Origin of the sequence: Brevibacillus sp. 1238 (assembly GCF_029892995.1) — a bacterium.
Taxonomy (GTDB): Bacteria; Bacillota; Bacilli; order Brevibacillales; family Brevibacillaceae; genus Brevibacillus; species Brevibacillus parabrevis.
The window spans coordinates 234,713-251,102 of record NZ_JARXWC010000005.1; the positions used below are offsets into that span (position 1 = coordinate 234,713).

General features: G+C 52.9%; 15 protein-coding genes. 7 read left to right on the forward strand and 8 right to left on the reverse strand.

Annotation, left to right across the window (positions count from 1 at the left end; genetic code table 11):
• Window positions 1-14: 14 nt before the first annotated feature.
• From M2298_RS14685 to M2298_RS14695, 3 genes are all read right to left on the reverse strand, one after another.
• Window positions 15-635 carry a YhbD family protein gene (locus M2298_RS14685; RefSeq protein WP_173599046.1) on the reverse strand — a complete coding sequence of 207 codons (621 nt, stop codon included), beginning with the start codon at window positions 633-635 and terminating at the stop codon, window positions 15-17.
• A 183-nt stretch (window positions 636-818) separates the two neighbouring features.
• Window positions 819-1,754, reverse strand: coding sequence for an RluA family pseudouridine synthase (locus tag M2298_RS14690; RefSeq protein ID WP_280648660.1), 936 nt, complete (start codon window positions 1,752-1,754; stop codon window positions 819-821).
• Between the two features lie 148 nt (window positions 1,755-1,902).
• Window positions 1,903-3,015 carry an aminopeptidase gene (locus M2298_RS14695; protein ID WP_280648661.1) on the reverse strand — a complete coding sequence of 371 codons (1,113 nt, stop codon included), beginning with the start codon at window positions 3,013-3,015 and terminating at the stop codon, window positions 1,903-1,905.
• Window positions 3,016-3,740: 725 nt separating this feature from the next.
• On the opposite strand from M2298_RS14695, the gene M2298_RS14700 reads away from it, so the two are divergent.
• A complete protein-coding gene (locus tag M2298_RS14700; RefSeq protein ID WP_173596341.1) occupies window positions 3,741-4,979 on the forward strand; it encodes an MDR family MFS transporter in 1,239 nt (412 codons plus the stop codon).
• A 66-nt stretch (window positions 4,980-5,045) separates the two neighbouring features.
• Entirely contained in the window at window positions 5,046-5,696 is a 651-nt protein-coding gene (locus M2298_RS14705; protein ID WP_173599049.1) for a DUF1643 domain-containing protein, read from the forward strand.
• Between the two features lie 72 nt (window positions 5,697-5,768).
• Here the strand turns inward: M2298_RS14705 and M2298_RS14710 are convergent, their stop codons facing one another.
• Both M2298_RS14710 and M2298_RS14715 read right to left on the reverse strand, forming a co-directional pair.
• Complete coding sequence (locus M2298_RS14710; RefSeq protein ID WP_280648662.1) at window positions 5,769-8,471, reverse strand: DUF4855 domain-containing protein; 2,703 nt, start codon at window positions 8,469-8,471, stop codon at window positions 5,769-5,771.
• Between the two features lie 46 nt (window positions 8,472-8,517).
• Window positions 8,518-9,675 (reverse strand): THUMP domain-containing class I SAM-dependent RNA methyltransferase, encoded by a 1,158-nt coding sequence (locus tag M2298_RS14715; protein WP_173599051.1) that lies wholly within the window; start codon window positions 9,673-9,675, stop codon window positions 8,518-8,520.
• A 198-nt stretch (window positions 9,676-9,873) separates the two neighbouring features.
• On the opposite strand from M2298_RS14715, the gene M2298_RS14720 reads away from it, so the two are divergent.
• A complete protein-coding gene (locus M2298_RS14720; protein WP_173599052.1) occupies window positions 9,874-10,683 on the forward strand; it encodes an Fpg/Nei family DNA glycosylase in 810 nt (269 codons plus the stop codon).
• Window positions 10,684-10,716: 33 nt separating this feature from the next.
• Here M2298_RS14720 and M2298_RS14725 read toward each other — a convergent pair whose 3' ends face one another.
• Window positions 10,717-11,616 (reverse strand): GNAT family N-acetyltransferase, encoded by a 900-nt coding sequence (locus tag M2298_RS14725; protein ID WP_173599053.1) that lies wholly within the window; start codon window positions 11,614-11,616, stop codon window positions 10,717-10,719.
• A 149-nt stretch (window positions 11,617-11,765) separates the two neighbouring features.
• Here M2298_RS14725 and M2298_RS14730 point away from each other — a divergent pair, with 149 nt between their 5' ends.
• Both M2298_RS14730 and M2298_RS14735 read left to right on the forward strand, forming a co-directional pair.
• Window positions 11,766-12,209: a 2Fe-2S iron-sulfur cluster-binding protein gene (locus tag M2298_RS14730; protein ID WP_173596339.1), complete on the forward strand. Its 444-nt coding sequence runs from the start codon at window positions 11,766-11,768 to the stop codon at window positions 12,207-12,209.
• A gap of 18 nt (window positions 12,210-12,227) precedes the next feature.
• Complete coding sequence (locus tag M2298_RS14735) at window positions 12,228-12,869, forward strand: thiamine diphosphokinase (RefSeq protein ID WP_242773815.1); 642 nt, start codon at window positions 12,228-12,230, stop codon at window positions 12,867-12,869.
• A 62-nt stretch (window positions 12,870-12,931) separates the two neighbouring features.
• On the opposite strand, the gene M2298_RS14740 is transcribed toward M2298_RS14735, so the two are convergent.
• Window positions 12,932-13,621 (reverse strand): uracil-DNA glycosylase, encoded by a 690-nt coding sequence (locus M2298_RS14740; protein WP_122962536.1) that lies wholly within the window; start codon window positions 13,619-13,621, stop codon window positions 12,932-12,934.
• Window positions 13,622-13,848: 227 nt separating this feature from the next.
• Between M2298_RS14740 and M2298_RS14745 the strand changes: the two genes are divergently transcribed.
• Window positions 13,849-14,364, forward strand: coding sequence for a stalk domain-containing protein (locus M2298_RS14745; protein WP_122962535.1), 516 nt, complete (start codon window positions 13,849-13,851; stop codon window positions 14,362-14,364).
• Between the two features lie 163 nt (window positions 14,365-14,527).
• Entirely contained in the window at window positions 14,528-14,857 is a 330-nt protein-coding gene (locus tag M2298_RS14750) for an antibiotic biosynthesis monooxygenase family protein (RefSeq protein WP_122962534.1), read from the forward strand.
• Between the two features lie 61 nt (window positions 14,858-14,918).
• Here M2298_RS14750 and M2298_RS14755 read toward each other — a convergent pair whose 3' ends face one another.
• The gene (locus M2298_RS14755; RefSeq protein WP_122962533.1) at window positions 14,919-16,373 is read right to left on the reverse strand and encodes a sigma-54 interaction domain-containing protein; all 1,455 of its coding nucleotides are present in this window, start codon (window positions 16,371-16,373) and stop codon (window positions 14,919-14,921) included.
• Between the last annotated feature and the right edge of the window lie 17 nt (window positions 16,374-16,390).

Below are 16,390 nucleotides of genomic sequence, written 5' to 3' on the forward strand. Positions count from 1 at the left end.
CATCCCCTATTCTGCTACATTTTTGCTTTCAACTCTTCGATACATGCAGCCAAATTCAGTCGGGACACGATTTTCACGCCGCTGTCAAAGTGTACCTCTGTAGCACCAGGCACCAGCACAAACGTCGAAATCCCCATTTTTCGCACAAAAATCAATTCGCAAGGCTTGCCCTCAAAGCTCGGATAGTGATCGCACAGCACTTGCAAAAGCCCGCCGCTCTCATCCAGACTCATTTCGCCTGTAATCAGCAGCCGATTCAGCACGTAGACGTATAACACTTGTTCAAAAGAGAACACTTCCGGCTTGCCCTGATACTTCGTATACAACTCCAATGTGTTAGCAGAAACAATGTTTCGCTCCACTAGCTCGTCATAAGTGAGCTTCGTCCCCGCCAAATGAGGGGAGAACATGTCTGCCAGCTCATCCAGAGACAGATCGTCTTTCATGTGAATGATTTTGGCGATCCTGGACATGATCTGCTCACGCGGGAAAAAAGTTTCCTGCCCCGTAAAAGTGGCGCGCCGGATGAACCAGTCCTCTGGAATCAGGTTTTTCCGTTTCCAGCGGTACAGTTGCCCGTACGATATTCCTGTCAGCTCCAGCAGCTCCTTTTTCGAGATGAGATTAGGGTCCATGTGAAGCACCTCCAAAATCAATGTAACATAACACTGTTACGTTATTCAACTGCCTATTCTTCTGTACGACAAAAAAACCGGCAGGGCGAGTCCTGCCAGCTTCGTTTTCACCTATGTTCCAACTTGCTTTTGCGCTTTGCCATTTGAATGCCGCCGACAACTGCCAGGAGATACACCCGCTCGCTAGACAAATTCCGCCTGAATCAGCCGCTTCATATCTGCGGGCACTGGCGCTTCCACAACCAGCTCTTTTTCGAGCAAAGGATGGAAAAAGCGCAGGCTTGCCGCGTGCAGAGCCTGTCTTCGCAACAGCCCTCTCGCTCCGCCGTACATCGTGTCGCCTGCCAGCGGGTGACCGAGATGGGCAAAATGAACCCGAATCTGATGTGTTCGCCCTGTCTCCAACCAGACCCGGACAAGCGTCATCCCCTCAGACGCCTGCTTGACTTCGTAATGGGTAACCGCATGGTCTCCGTCATTCGTCACGCGCCGTTTGCTCGGGTGGCGCGGATCGCGGCCAATGGGCGCGTCAATCGTCCCAGTTTTCTGCGGCAGTTGCCCGCTAACCACCGCCAAGTATTCGCGCTGCAAGCCCCCTTCGCGCAGCACCCGATCAGCCAGCTGGTGACCGTAGCTGCTTTTTGCCACCAGAATCGCTCCAGATGTGTCTTTATCCAAACGGTGCACCGGATGAATGCTCGCACTCTCCCCGTTTTTCGCAAACCGCTCAGCCAGCGAATGCAACAATGTTTCGGTATGCTCCGGCTTGGTTGGGTGCACCAGCAAACCCGCGGGTTTGTTGGCAATCAACAAATGATCGTCTTCATACAAAATTCCGACCGGAACTACGTGGCTGGCAGGTGGCAACGGCTGTGCAGAAAGCTGCGAGGACCGCTCTGCCTGCTCCTGCCGATCGACTACACGAACAGCGACCACATCCCCGACCTTCACCTGACGCTGCAAAAAGGGCTGTTTACGGTTGAGCAAAATCCCCTTGCTTCTCGTCAGCCGTTGCATCATTCGTCCCGATACGCTCAGTTTTTGCCGGACAATTTGTTCGACGTTCATTCCGCTGTCTTCTTCTTTGACGATGTATTCCATCCAGTCTTTGCGACTCACGGCTAATCCCTCTGTTCCATGCTTTTTTTCCTATTGTAACAAAAGGACGCCCGCCGCGCCCCATTCCCCTCCTCCCTGCTGACGGCGACTCCAAATCCGCGCATAAAAAAACCACCATGCGATTGCACGATGGTTTTCCCGCTCGCTGTTAGCCTTTCAAATTTTCCGGGTTGAGCCCTTGCAGCTCTGGCAGGACAAACAGGCCGTCTTTGCGGATCAGAACGTCATCAAACCAGATTTCGCCGCCGCCGTACTCAGGACGCTGGATGTTCACCATATCCCAGTGGATTTGGCTGCGGTTGCCGTTATCCGCATTTTCGTAGGCACGGCCAGGCGTGAAGTGGAAGCTGCCCGCAATCTTCTCGTCGAACAAAATGTCGTTCATCGGATTCAAAATGTACGGATGCACCCCGATCGCGAACTCGCCGATATACCGCGCGCCTTCATCGGTGTCAAAAATTTGGTTGAGCTTCTCCGTGTTGTTGGAGATCGCCTCGACGATTTTCCCGTTCTCGAATGTCAGGCTCACATTTTCAAACTTCGAGCCCATATAGCTTGTGGCAGTGTTGAATGTGATTTTGCCGTTTACAGAATCGCGCACAGGCGCCGTGAAGATTTCACCGTCCGGGATGTTGCGCAGTCCGGAGCAAATGACGTTCGGGATATCCTTGATGGAGAAACGCAAGTCCGTTCCCGGTCCGACCAGGCGTACCTTGTCTGTGCGATCCATCAATTCCTTCAGTGGGAGAAACGCTTCGTGCATCTTTTTATAGTCAAGGGAGCACACATCGAAATAAAAATCCTCGAAAGCTTCCGTCGACATATTGGCGCTTTGGGCCATCGCTGTCGTCGGGTAGTTGAGCAGCGTCCAGCGAACGTTCGTTACGAGGTAATCGTTCAACTCTTGCATGACGCTTTGATGGGCACGGCGGCGCTCAACCGGAACATCTGCCATTTCGCTGTCATTGGACGGGCCATTGATCACGATGTACGTATCGAGATCTTTGAACATCGGCTCTTCCCATTTTGCCAAATGAGCGGCACGGTCCGCACTTGCTCCCATCATCAACTCGCGCTGGATTTGCGGGTCCAATACCCGGACAAACGGATAGGCTCCCTTGGCGTACGCTTGCTTGACTAGTTCTTTGGCCAAAGCGTGCCCCTCGCCGCGCACTTCAATCAACAGCGTCTCCTTCTCCTCCAATCGCACGGAATGGCTGAGCAAGTTCTCCGCCAGCTTGACAATTCGAGTATCTAACATGCAATCTCCCCCTTATCGCGATTCCTATAAAAAATATTTTACTGAATGGGCGAAACTTTTTCAATTACGCGCCGACTTCGTTTTCAGCTTCGTGCTTATCATATCATCGGAACAGCTCAAGCGGGTCAAAAAACGACCCGTTTGGTACAATTCCAAAAAAAGCGAAAATTTCTCTTGCCTAAAATCATTTTCGTAGAGTATCCTAGTCAACAAGAGTTTACCTGTTCAAATATTTTGAAAGACGGGAGTTGAGTTCATGGTGTCTTATGTAGTTTTTCTCGCTTAGGTGGGGCCTTTTGATAAGAGGCTGCTGCCTCTTACCGACCCTACCTATCGTTAGAAACTGCAGGATGCCTGAACCGCTTCCGTCTTTTTCCCGATCAGATTGGCGGGTGCCGATATATGGTGCGAGCCTTTGGTTTTTTGTACCCTTCTTTACAGGTGCAAAGCCTATTTGGTTCCCCGGTTTTTCGGCTTACCTACCACCCTTGTATCGTTCGATCAAGCGCAAGCGGAAAAGAGCACTGGCTCTGGCTCCGTTTGCGCTTTTTGTTGTGGAAAACATCCTATCCCTCGCTGTTCGTACGCGTGTGCCAAGTCGTGAAAAAGCCGTGCATCGGGAGGTTTAGCCAAAAAGAGCAGCCGCTTTTCTTTTTCGGAAAAAAAGCGCGGTCACGGCACCTGCCTGCAATTTGAACGGAACAATGAATGGAGGAATTTGTGTCATGCAATGGCGTGCGTGGGATTTGAACTTGAAAGTCCGCCTGTTTGGCGAACTGATCACTCATACTTTTTTCTGGATGTACTTTCCGTTTATGGCTTTGTACTTCAGTGACACATTCGGCAAAGACGTAGCCGGGCTGCTGTTGATGGTGCCCCCGCTGCTCGGGATGCTGTCCAATCTGTTCGGCGGCTATTTGGCTGACCGCGTCGGGCGGCGATTTACCATGCTGCTCTCCATCTTTGCCTCGACGTCGATGTTTGCCCTGTTTGCCTTCTCGCCTTCGCCTTGGGTGGACTACATCGCTTTTATCGGCATCGGGATTGCAGGCGCGCTTTACTGGCCCGCCAGCTCTGCCATGGTTGCCGACCTGACGACAGAAGAAAACAGGCGAATTGTCTTCGCCACCTTTTACACAGCCATGAACATCGGGGTAGTAGCCGGCCCTGTCCTCGGCTCCTTCTTTTTCGTGCATTACCGTCATGAGCTGCTGCTCGCCTGTACGGTCATCGAGCTGCTGTTCGGGCTCGCGATCTTTTTCCTGATCAAAGAGACGCTGCCTGATCACATTCGCCAGGAAAAAGCCAAGGAACGCTTCTCGCTGGCCCAGCAATTCAAAAGCTACGCGGTCATTTTCCGGGATAAAGTCTTTGCCCTGTACATCGGTGCCGGGATTTTGGTCGCCATCTCCTTTATGCAGCTCGACATGTACATGGCGCTGTACATCAAAGAACACGTCTTTGACCAAACGCTGTTTGCCTGGAAAGACTGGAAGCTGACTGTCGGCGGCACGAGCGCTTTTGGCTGGCTGATGGGGTTAAACGGTCTGCTCGTCGTCCTGTTCACACTGCCAGTCACACGCTGGTTCGCGCACTGGAGCGACCGCAACAGTCTCGTTGTCTCCTCGATCCTGTACGGCTTCGGCATGTTTTTCATGGCGTTTACAACAAACATCTGGCTCTTGTTCGTCTGTATGGGCGTGCTCACCCTGGGAGAGCTGATCCGCACCCCGGTGGCACAAAGCTTCATCAGCAAATATTCGCCGGAGGACGCGCGCGGACAGTACATGGGCGCTTCTTCGCTCCAATTTTCGATCGGGCGCTTTATTGCCCCGCTTACAATCGGACTGTCACAATGGCTCTCGCCACTCAGCGTGTTCAGCGTGATCTTGGCGTTTACGTTGGTCAGTGCCTACTTGTACGTCGTCCTGTTCCGCATGATCCCGTCCAAAGAGACGAACTAGCCGTAATAGAAGCCCCTCTCTCGCATATAGTGATTAGTAGAAACGCTTTGCGAGGAGGGAGCAAGCATGAATCAGCCTAAGCCTAAAGCATTCGCCACTTTCCGGGAAGAGCGCGGCCGAAACTACCGCACTTCGACTTATATTCAATGGGGGCCCGCCTCCGTCACCCGCTCGCTGGGCAGTGCTCTGTTGCTCAATCCGGGGTCGGCGGCTCTTTTCCAGGCAAGGCCCGCCGCTGACCGAAGCATCATGGGTCAGGTCACTCTCGACCCAACCATGCAGCAGTTGGTTCGCTTTACGGAAGCGATTTACCAGAACCGCCCGCTGGAAGGGAGATTTTATATATTCAACTTGTTTTCCTTGCAAAACCCGTCCGCTTCTGACGCTATCGCCTGCTTCGAGCAGCTCGTGGAGAATGGCGAAACTACATTGGAAGCACAGCTCGCTTCCAGAGAAGAACTGCGAAAGCAGCCGTGGATCATGCTCGGATGGGGCTGCTTGCAAAGAAAATCGCGGCCTCATTTTTCCGCACTCAAAGCCATGTGGCAAAAGCAAATCGCCTCGGCCAGCGTGCCTGCTTTTGGAAAACGCTGTTCCAACGGCCAGGACTACTATCATCCGTGTCCGAGGCTGTATGCCATGAGAGAGCCGCTATTGCGCGACCTGGTTGCGCTCTACCAGCAAAATGTACACGCTTTGCCTTCCTCTTTCGTGTAGCAAGCTTTGCCTTATGGAAAAAGAGTCTGTCTCCCGTTCTCGCAGGGAAACAGACTCTTTTTTTCTGGACGGCTATGGCAACTCGTTGGCTTCAAAATACTCTTCCCGGTCAAAACGTCCGCGCATCCACTTGTACGTGTCATCATAGATGGCGCGCTTGACTGGGTCTGTGCTTTTTACGGAATCAAGCAATGTTTTGGAGCCGTAGTAATAGGCGTGGATGTTGTTTTTGTCCATCCCCAGCTTGTGGGCAGCGACGAGCTGGTTGTAGTAGGTCTGATAAAATTTCGGATCGTTGTACATTTTCCGATCCCCTTCGATCTCTACGCCCATGCCATACTTGTTGACCACATCCAGCACGCTTTCGATCCGGTCGAGCGGCACTGGTTTGTCACTGTAGAAATTCGGCTGCAAAAATGCGTAGTCGAAAGCCAGCGACTTCCACTCTGCCACGCCTGGCGCCCCGAAGTAAGGAATCCAGTAGAAGCGCAGAGCTTCGTTGTGAACCATGCTCGCCATGTCGCGAATAAGCGCGCGCTCTTTTGGAGCACTATCCTCGATCAACTCGTGGAACCAGTAGATGCCCTCCAGCTTCAAGTAAGCGTAGCCTTCCTTATTCCAGCGCTTTTGCAGCTCCTGGAAGTACCATTCCAACGCCGCTTTGCGGTTCAAATACGCCTGTTCTTCCCCGATGCCCACAGGATTGAACGAAAGCGACGGCTTGTTGTCGGCGATTTTGCCAAAGTCCTTTTGATTCGCGTTCGGATACGGCAGGGCGAGCACGACGTTTTCCTGGGTCGGCGTCGTGTACAGCGTGCCGCGCAGGCGATTGTACTCCCGCATCGCCTGGTTCAGTGCGTCGAGCTGCTTGCCTGTGCCGAACAGGTCGTTCATATAGCTGCGCCATCCGTCTTTCGTGACAGGCATGTCCTGATACGGCAGGAAAAGGATCGTGTCGAACATCTGGTCACGCATGTAGCCGTCAGCCGTACGATAACCTACCATTGGCAGAAAATCTTCCTTCGTCCACGTTCCAAGCTCTCCGTATCCCCCGGAATAAGCGAGCAGCATGTTTTCTACACGGCGTCTTGTGTTTTGTTCGCCTGTTCCTTTTGCCGGGCTTGGCGGTGGCAACAGGACCGCTCCCCCTTGCCAATCGCTTGCGCCACTCGCCCATACTTCCAGTTGGCGGGCAAAAACGAACACGGATACCGGGAACGATACCCGGACATAACGCGCGTTCACATCAGGCAAGCTCACGGACAGCGTGCGCAAGACAAGCTGAGTTTCCGCAGCAGGCACATCGTGGACAGCCCTTCCGGCGTACGACCACGCTTTGCCGTCACGGGATACTTCTACTTCCATGTATTCCGGCATCAAGATGCCAGATGTTTTTTGCTGTTTGAATGTCAAAGATACGCGTTCCAACGGCTTTGCTTCCTGAAGCGCGACCGTCACCTTGCGTCCGAACTGGCGATTGTACCCTGTCCACTCTTCGGAAGGGGCGACCAATCCGCCTACAGGCCCCGGATATTGCTTTTCCACCTGCTGAAAATACGAGTCTGGCGTTCCGAAAGTAGCTACAGATGTGAAGCTGCCCGGAGCGACATTGACGAGGTCGTCCTGCTCAGCCGGCTTGTCGGCTGCCTCCTCTTCCCCCGTTGACTGTGCTGCATCGGCACCAGTCGCTGGCGAAGTCGTCTCTGTAGATGCAGATGTTTTCGGATCGGTTGTTGCATCCTTGCCCTCTTCTGTTTTCGCGCTGTTGCTGTCTGCCGCAGAAGTCGCAGGCTCCGTTCCTTTTGGCGGCTCTTCTGTTGTGACAGGCGGCTTGCCTGCGTCCTTGATTTCCACCGGAACGGTTACGGTCTTATAGCCGACTGTTACCGTCAGATTCCCTTTTCCGGGAGTCGGCCCGGCAACGAATGTTCCATCTGCCAGTACCGTGCCCAGCTCAGGGCGGTCAAAAGCAAAGATCGGAGTAAAAGGCAGCTTGTCTCCTTTTGCCTGCTTGACCTCCAACTGCTCGCTCGTCCCCGCCAGCAAGCTCAGTTGGCTCTTGCCCACCGTGAAATCAACCTGCTCAGCCTGCTGATAGCGCGCATCGAGCACGCGCTCCGCAATGACTGCCGCCTCCGCACGCGTAACAGTGCCAGCAGGATTGAACTTGCCTTGTGCCCCTTGCATCCAGCGTTGATTGCTTACTTCCTCGACTGCCGCCTTGGCGTAGTCGGCGATCTGGGCGGCGTCGCTGTACACGATATTTTGCGACGCGGCTTTGGGGAGGCCGCTGACCTTCATCAGTCTCGCCAAAATTACGGCCAGGTCTTGCCGGGTAAGCGGGTCAGCTCCGCCAAGCGTCTGATCGCTTCTGCCGTTGATCACGCCGAGGTCAGCGAGTCCGTAAACAAATGAGGCATACGGACTTTCTTTTGGCACGTCGGCAAAAACAGCCTGCTCCATCTCCGCTGGCTGAAGGCCCACCACTTTTGTCAGCAATACGGCGATATCTTGGCGCGACATCGTATTTTGCGGATAAAAGCGCCCGTCTCCCTGCCCGTTGATCAGCTGCAGCCCTGCCAGTCGCGTGACGGCTTTTTTCGCATAGCTGTTGCCCAAATCGGTAAATTCCACAGTTTCTTGCGCTGTTTTCCCGGGTTGTGCCGCCTGCTCCGGCTCGCTTTTCGCATACAGCGGCGGAACAGCCTGCACGAGCAAGGTCGACAGCAACAAACAGGCGGAGAGCACTTTGCTCCCGAATTTTCTCTTTCTCATTACAACGTTCTCCTCCAATATGCCCCTTTTACACGGCTTGCTCTGTCTACTCTGTCGGGGAAATCATCGGCTGGCGCGGCGGCTTGGGGCCAAAGAACTGATAGTAGTCCACCTTGATGTTTCCGTTGTAGAGCTTGCGCTTTTTGCTCGCCTTGCGCCCGAAGTGCTCCTCAAACAGCTCATCGGAAGTGATGACGTAAAAAGACCATGTATCCATGGCGGCAAAAGTTTTCCCCATTTCCCCGTACATCTTGCTGACCTGTTTCCACTCTCCCAAGCGCTCCCCGTACGGCGGATTGCAAATCAGATAGCCGTATTTCCGCTTCGTCCGTACATCGCGAACATCCATGCGCTGAAAATGGATCGATTCATCCACGCCCGCCTCTGCTGCATTGCGGCGTGCCACCTTCAAGATCTCATCGTCCATGTCGGTGCCGATAATCTCCAGCTTCTGATCGTATCTGGCCAAGTCATGCGTCTCAGCCCGCGCCTCTCTCCAGGCTGTTTTCGGAATGATCGGCCACGCTTCCGAGACAAATTCCCGGTTCATTCCCGGCGCGATGTTTTGTCCGATGAGCGCTGCTTCGATCGGAATCGTCCCTGAGCCGCAAAACGGGTCCATGAAGACGCGATCCGGCTTCCAGCGAGACAGCATGATCATCGCCGCCGCCATCGTTTCCTTCAACGGGGCCGTACCGATCAATTCGCGATAGCCACGCTTGTGCAAACCCGGGCCTGATGTGTCGATAGTCAGCGTCGCCACGTCTTTGAGCAGAGCCACTTCGATTTTGTACAGCGGCCCTTTTTCCTCAAACCACTCGCACTTGTACGTCTTTTTCAGACTTTCCACGACCGCTTTTTTCACGATAGCCTGGCAGTCGGGAACACTGAACAAAGTCGATTTGACTGACTTTCCTTCTACGGGAAACGTTGCATCCTCCGTGATCCAATCCGCCCATGGCAAAGCTTTTGTTTGTTCAAACAGCTCGTCAAATGTAGTCGCCTTGAACTCCCCGATTTTTAGACGCACCCGGTCGGCGGTTCGTAACCACAAATTTGTGCGGGGAATCGCAGAAATGTCTGCGGTAAACGTCACCTTCCCGTTTTCTACCTGAACCGGGCCATAGCCGAGCGCTTTTACTTCCTCTGCTACTACCGATTCCAATCCAAAAGTCGCCGTAGCGATCAATTCTACTTTTTGCATATGTAATCTCCTGTCCGTCCATATTGCTTTGGGGCTTACCCTTATACTATATTACCCGATTTGGCAATATCGTTGGTAATCTTGTGCAAAAACAATACGAAAAGACCCGTCGCCATAAAAACAACGGGCTGGGCATGCCGGCTATCCGATCTGGAAATCATAATAGAATGCAGCTTTATAGAGAAAGGAGAAATCGTCATGCCGGAATTGCCTGAAATGGAAACGTACCGCAGGCTGCTCCATGAGCAAATCTGCGGTGCGGTCATCACCTCAACAGCCGTCCAGCGGGAAAAAACCATCAATCTGCCCCCGGCACAGTTCGGACAGCTTTTGCAAAACAATCGCCTGACGCTTATCGAGCGGCGCGGCAAGCACCTCTTGTTTCACTTGCAAAGCGGCCACGTCCTGCTGCTTCACCTGATGCTGGGCGGTTTTCTCTACTTGGGTACAGCCGAGGACAAGCTCGCTCGGACTGCCCAGGTAACTGTCTTTTTGGGAGAACGAGTGCTGTATTTTCACGGATTGCGGCTCGGTTACTTGCACCTGCTCACTCCCGATCAGATCGACGAAAAGCTGGCCCCGCTCGGCCCAGAACCGCTCAACCCGGAGTTCACGCTGACCCACTTTGAAAAGCTGCTGGAAGAAAAGCGCGGAGTTTTAAAAACAGCCATGGTCGACCAACACTGGATCGCAGGCATCGGCAACTGCTATTCCGACGAAATTTGCTTTCACGCGCGCATACTGCCTACGCGCCGCATCCCCGAACTGACTGCGCCAGAGCGAGCCACTCTCTATCATTCCATGCAGGAAGTGCTTGCAGAAGCGATTCGTTTTGGCGGTTACATGAAACAGCCGTTGTATCGCACCGACGAGTTGACAGGCGGGTTCGACGAGCGTTGCCAAGTGTACGATCGCGGCGGAGAGCCATGCCTGCGTTGCGGACAGCCTATCGTAAAAGACGAGCTATCCTCGCGAAAAGTTTTTTTCTGCACTCATTGCCAGCAATAAGCCAATCAGCGATTGCGGAATCCGATCAAGCTGTTATTCTTGCGCCGTCTCCATCTGCTTGACCATGTACACCTGCTCGGTTTCCGATGGCCCGAAGCCTGCTGACTCCAAAATTTCCAGCAGCAAGCCTTCAGAGGCGCGCAAGTTGAAGGTCGACCACTTGCAGTCCGATGCGTATGGCGCGTACACGTGGGCGAGAGCGGCGCTCAAAATGTTGCGGGCATCGCTGTGGCCCGGCTGAGCCACACATTGGCGCAAAACGACGTTGCTCACTTGTCCCGCTTCATTTACCATGCTTTTGTACAAGGCGTACCCGACCGCCTGCCCCGCTCCGTCTTCGACCATTACTGCCTGTGCGTCCCGCAAGCTTTGCCATTGATTTTGCCAGGCGACATCTCCGTCGTAGAACGGCAGCGCAGTCACTTCCTGAGTGACAATCGGCCTGATCCGATACTCTGGCTTGGTCGCCCCACCGAATGCATGCTCAGGCAGCGGGCCGATTCGTTGCCAGAACAAGAGGCGGTCAACCACCTCGTACCCTTTTTGCTCATACAGGGCTATCGCCTTGCTGTTTTGGCTCATCGCCTCCAAGGTAGCCACCTGCACGCCAGCTTCCTTGTACAGCTCAAGCGTCGCATCAATCAACTGCCGCCCCACTCCTTGACGGCGATATTCGGTAGCGACGCCTGTCCCGCCGTTCCAGGCGACTTTTTTCCCGCCGATCGTTCTCAGTCCGCTTGCCACCAGGCCAATCGGCTCTTCTCCATCAAACGCGACGACAGACAAGCCCATGACATACCCTTCGTTCCCCAAACGCTGCACCAGCATCTCTTCCGTCATCACAATCGAAACGAAATAACCTTCAAAACCTCTGTTCCAAGCTTTTGTCACCTCGGCAAACGTACAGTCGCTCATTCGCTTGATGGTAATCATGCCATCACCTTCCATGATTTTTTCGATAAAATTATTTTAATCGAAAATGCCTAAAAATTCAATCTTTTACACGCGACACAACATCTCTTTTTGTCACTCCCGCTTCGCACATGGTAAGATGGAAAAAATCACTTACCGGGGAGGTTCCTATGCGCAAACAGCTTACTGTCGGTTCTTTGATCGCCGGACGCTCTCCCGTACAGCAACCTGTCTACACTCCTGTTCACACCAACTTGCCTGAGTTGGGCAAACAAGCAGACAGCCGGGTTTTTGCCAAGCCAAACAAGCAAAACAGACCAATCCCGACGGCAAAAGCACGACACAAGCAGGTGCAGATCAAGCAAAACTCTCGAACATTCACAATCGGGCAAGCTCCCTGTCAGACGCTGCTGCAAGCCGCACAGACGCAGGGACAATCGCTCTCTTACAAATGCCAGCAAGGGTATTGCGGAAAATGCAGCGTCCTGGTCGTATCAGGCAACGACTTGCTCACCGCTCCGACCCGGCAGGAACACGAGAAGCTGGACAAAAAGCTCGCGGCAGGCTATCGGCTCGCTTGTCAAAGTGCATTTCGCTCTCCTATTTCAGAGTAAAAGGTGGCCACTGACTGCATGAACACTACACGCATCCTACTTTTCGCAGGCGGAAATCTGGGTGACTGGGCCATCCGTTACATACGCGAAGGCGACTGGCTCGTAGGCGTGGATCGCGGCGCGCTGTTTCTCGTTCGCAACGGCCTGTCGCCACGCTTGTCAATCGGCGACTTCGATTCGGTCACCGCAGAAGAGATGGCGGAAATCGAACGCCACAGTCTGGATGTCTCCGCTTGCGATCCCGTCATGAAAGATTTGACGGACACCGAAATGGCGCTGACCTGGGCCATCGGGCAAAAGCCCCGGGAAATTGTCTTGCTCGGAGTGCTCGGCTCCCGCTTCGACCACACTCTCGCCAATGTCCATCTGCTTGGCAAAAGCTTACAGACAGGAGTTTCCTGCCGCATTGTCGATGAACGCAATGAAATCCGCCTGATCAACAGCCACTGCCAGCTTTCGCAGGACCAATTTACCCACGTTTCCCTGCTGCCTTTGACGATGGAAGTCAGCGGAATTACGCTGCGCGGATTCATGTACCCGCTGGAAGACGCCACGCTGCGAATCGGCGACACGCTGGGCATCAGCAACATACTGGTAGAACAAACTGGGACGATTGATGTACGCACAGGCCAACTGCTCGTGATCAAAAGCAAAGACTGAGCCATAGCAAAAAGGATCTGCGCCGTTCGTTGCAAGCAAGCGGCACAGATCCTTTTTTCCATTTATTCTTCTTCCTCTACATGCATCGGCAATTGCCAATCGATCTCTTCCATTCCCTGCGAACGCAGAAACGCATTGGCTCGGGAAAACGGTCGGCTTCCGAAAAATCCGCGATTGGCCGAAAACGGACTTGGATGCGGCGAAGCGATGATGCAATGTTTCTTTTTGTCGATGAAGGCAGCCTTCTCTTGCGCGTGTTTTCCCCACAGGATGAACACAAGCGGCTTTTCGCGCTCATTCAGCAAATGAATGATTTGGTCGGTAAACGTCTCCCAGCCGATGCCTTTGTGCGAATTTGGATTGCTCGCCCGCACCGTCAGCACCGTGTTCAACATCATGACTCCCTGCTTGGCCCAATGGCTCAAGTAGCCATGCTCAGGAATGGCGCAATTCAAATCGCTTTGCAACTCTTTGTAAATATTCACGAGAGATGGCGGCGGTTTGATTCCCGGCTTGACCGAGAAGCTCAAGCCATGGGCTTGTCCCGGCCCGTGATAAGGGTCTTGTCCCAAAATTACTACTTTTGCCTGTTCGTAGCTGGTCAGATGAAGCGCTGTAAAAATGTGATACATATCCGGGTAAATGGTCTGTGTCTGATATTCTTCCTTCAAAGTCTGACGGAGCTTCAAGTAATACGGTTTCTCAAACTCCCCAGCCAATACGGGAGCCCAGTCATTTTGCAAAATAGCCATTTTCCTCACCTTATCCGCTAATCTTTCTATTACCTTACCACAAAGTGACCTTTCACTGAATCATCGTTTCAACCTGTTTGTCCGTCTGGGACCAGGCGCGGCTAGTCCTACCTTTTCTCCCATTCGTAGTCTATGTTTCCTATTACCCTCGTTTGATAGCTTTTCTCCCATGATCTTTGACATAATGTTTTCTGGGAAGATTTAGACAAAGGGAGAGGTTTTTCGACATGAAATGGGACTTGAAATCATTTTTTGGGGGAATTATCGTCGGCTCGGCACTCTTTTCCGGAATCGCAATCGCGGCTCCAGCTTATCCGGATGTGGCTGAAGGCACAAATACGCCTTTTACTTACTACTTCGAAGGCGTGCCAAAGTCTCCGAGCAGCGACGTCCAAGGTATCATGTACAAAAACTCTGTGTACGTACCGATTCGTTTCGTGGCAGAAAACTTGAACAAGCCAGTCATTTACGATGCCAAAACGAAATCGATTTTTATCGGTAAACTGCCAGTTGCCAAAATGTACTCGAAAATGGAAGCGGTTGAACTGGTCAAAAAGAAATATGCAGGCAGCCTTACACCTACACACGTAGTCGAATATGACCACGATGACGAAAAAGGGCACTATGTCATTCAAGTGTACCAAACTGTAGTAAACAATTTCCAGTCCGGAGACAGCTACACCAGCACGTACGGATGGTTCGTCGTGAACCCGAATACCGGAGAAGTGAAGTCGTTGCTGTAAGCATGCACTTATTCTTTTATATAAACAACGAAGGACAGCGGCCTGTAGGGGAGCCGCTGTCTTTTTGCTTTCCAGTAACTGGACAACTTTCGATTGACTTTGAAAATCACTCTCCATACGATGAGTAAAGACAGCAATCAATCAGTGGAAGGGTGTTTGGCTCATGATGGTCGAAATCAAAACATACGTGGTACAGGAAGGCTTCTCCGATGAAATCGTCAAAAGCTTCAGCGAACCAGGCGTGGTAGAAAAAGCTCCGGGCTTTGTGGACTTGAGCATTTTCGTGCAAAAGCCGCGCAAAGACGAAGAAGAAGTCGTGGTCATGATTCGCTGGGAGTCGAAAGAAGCTTGGAAACAGTGGGAATTGAGCGAGCCGCATCTCGAAGGACACCGCAAAGCGCGCGAGCAAAAGCGTCCCGAGTTCATCATCAACTCCAAGAGCGGCCATTACGAACTGAAAGCGATCAAACACCCGGAACAGCAGCAAGTCTAACTGCCTGCCCGACATAAACAAGCCTCGTTTCGCAGAAAACATCTCGAAACAGAGGCTTGTTTTATATATCAAGGTTGTACTTTTCCATCTTCCGGTACAAGGTAGAAAGACTGATTTGCAGCTCGCTGGCAATCGCCGCTTTGTCCTGACGGTACGCGCTGCTCGCCAAATATTTTTTCAGAACAGAGCGCTCATAATCAGCCAAAAGCTGTTCCAGCCCCGCCCCCGCCTCATCTGCTCGCCCCGTCGCTTCCTCCGCAAGCAAATATTCCGGCAAACTCTCATGGTCAATCAGCGATCCATCCGCCATGTTGACCATATATTCCACGGCGTTTTCCAATTGCCGGATGTTTCCCGGCCAATCGTATGCGGCAAGCCTGTGAACGAGCGAAGCGTCAAGCTCCAGCCTGCCCTTTTGCAAAAGTGTCCCGTACCGATGCAAAAAATGCTGCAAGTACAGCGGGATATCTTCCCGGCGCTCGCGCAACGGCTTCAGGCGAAGCGGGATGACATTCAGCCGATAGTATAAATCTTCGCGGAACGTCCCTTCCTTGACCATGCTCTCCAAATCTTTGTGAGTCGCCGCGATGACCCTGACGTCGATCTCCAGCGTCTTCACGCCTCCGACCCGCTCTACTGTCTTTTCCTGGAGAACACGCAAAAGCTTGGGCTGCAAAGACAGCGGGATATCCCCGACCTCATCGAGGAAGATCGTGCCTTTGTGCGCCAGCTCGAATTTTCCCGGCTTTCCTTCGCGGCGAGAGCCTGTAAACGCTCCGCCCTCATAGCCGAACAGCTCGCTCTCCAGCAGCGTTTCGGGAATCGCCGCGCAATTGATTGCGACGAACGGCTGTCTGCTGCGCGGCCCCTCGCTGTGAATCGCTTTTGCCAGCAATTCTTTGCCCGTACCGCTCTCTCCGCGCAACAAAACAGTAGAGATGCTGCCCGCCACCTTCTTCGCCTTGGCGATCACGTCCCGCAAGCCTGTATCTGCCCCGATCAGTTGGGCGAAGTACACAGGCTTGACGACTGCCTGCGGCATTTCCTCCTGGATGTTGCAGCCTTTTTCCCGTTCGGCATCCAGTTCCAGCAGCTTGTGTTCGATCAGCGAACTCGTGTGCTGCAAAAACGGCATCCACTTTTCCGAGTGGTGCAGCATCTTTTCCTTTTGCTCAGGCGAAAAGCCGATGATGCCGATGACCCCGACCGTCTTTTCCCGCTTGTGTACCGGGAAGCCGATTGTTGCAAGCTCCCTGCATTGCTGCAAAAATTTGCAGTTCATGCACTGGGAGTCGTTCTTTTTCATGTCAAAAATCATGCCTGGCTGTCCAGTCTGCAAAATCATCCGGAAAAACGATCCTTCCGGCGCAGGCAGCCCGATCAAATCCGAATAGTAGCCTGTGCCGCTCACCCGAATCCCTTGTTCATCCAGAATGGTGACATCCAGCCCCAGTACCTTGGAAATATTGTCTGCGTATGATTGGATGAATTTCTCTATCCGGGAAAATTCGGTCATGGTCGATCCTCCTGCCT

Bases quoted from the DNA above. Each gene is read 5' to 3' on its own strand.
- M2298_RS14685 (WP_173599046.1), bottom strand. From the start codon at position 635: ATGGACCCTAATCTCATCTCGAAAAAGGAGCTGCTGGAGCTGACAGGA.
- M2298_RS14710 (WP_280648662.1), bottom strand. From the start codon at position 8,471: ATGAGAAAGAGAAAATTCGGGAGCAAAGTGCTCTCCGCCTGTTTGTTG.
- M2298_RS14725 (WP_173599053.1), bottom strand. From the start codon at position 11,616: ATGATTACCATCAAGCGAATGAGCGACTGTACGTTTGCCGAGGTGACA.
- M2298_RS14755 (WP_122962533.1), bottom strand. From the start codon at position 16,373: ATGACCGAATTTTCCCGGATAGAGAAATTCATCCAATCATACGCAGAC.
- M2298_RS14715 (WP_173599051.1), bottom strand. From the start codon at position 9,675: ATGCAAAAAGTAGAATTGATCGCTACGGCGACTTTTGGATTGGAATCG.
- M2298_RS14720 (WP_173599052.1), top strand. From the start codon at position 9,874: ATGCCGGAATTGCCTGAAATGGAAACGTACCGCAGGCTGCTCCATGAG.
- M2298_RS14730 (WP_173596339.1), top strand. From the start codon at position 11,766: ATGCGCAAACAGCTTACTGTCGGTTCTTTGATCGCCGGACGCTCTCCC.
- M2298_RS14700 (WP_173596341.1), top strand. From the start codon at position 3,741: ATGCAATGGCGTGCGTGGGATTTGAACTTGAAAGTCCGCCTGTTTGGC.
- M2298_RS14735 (WP_242773815.1), top strand. From the start codon at position 12,228: ATGAACACTACACGCATCCTACTTTTCGCAGGCGGAAATCTGGGTGAC.
- M2298_RS14745 (WP_122962535.1), top strand. From the start codon at position 13,849: ATGAAATGGGACTTGAAATCATTTTTTGGGGGAATTATCGTCGGCTCG.
- M2298_RS14705 (WP_173599049.1), top strand. From the start codon at position 5,046: ATGAATCAGCCTAAGCCTAAAGCATTCGCCACTTTCCGGGAAGAGCGC.
- M2298_RS14695 (WP_280648661.1), bottom strand. From the start codon at position 3,015: ATGTTAGATACTCGAATTGTCAAGCTGGCGGAGAACTTGCTCAGCCAT.
- M2298_RS14750 (WP_122962534.1), top strand. From the start codon at position 14,528: ATGATGGTCGAAATCAAAACATACGTGGTACAGGAAGGCTTCTCCGAT.
- M2298_RS14740 (WP_122962536.1), bottom strand. From the start codon at position 13,621: ATGGCTATTTTGCAAAATGACTGGGCTCCCGTATTGGCTGGGGAGTTT.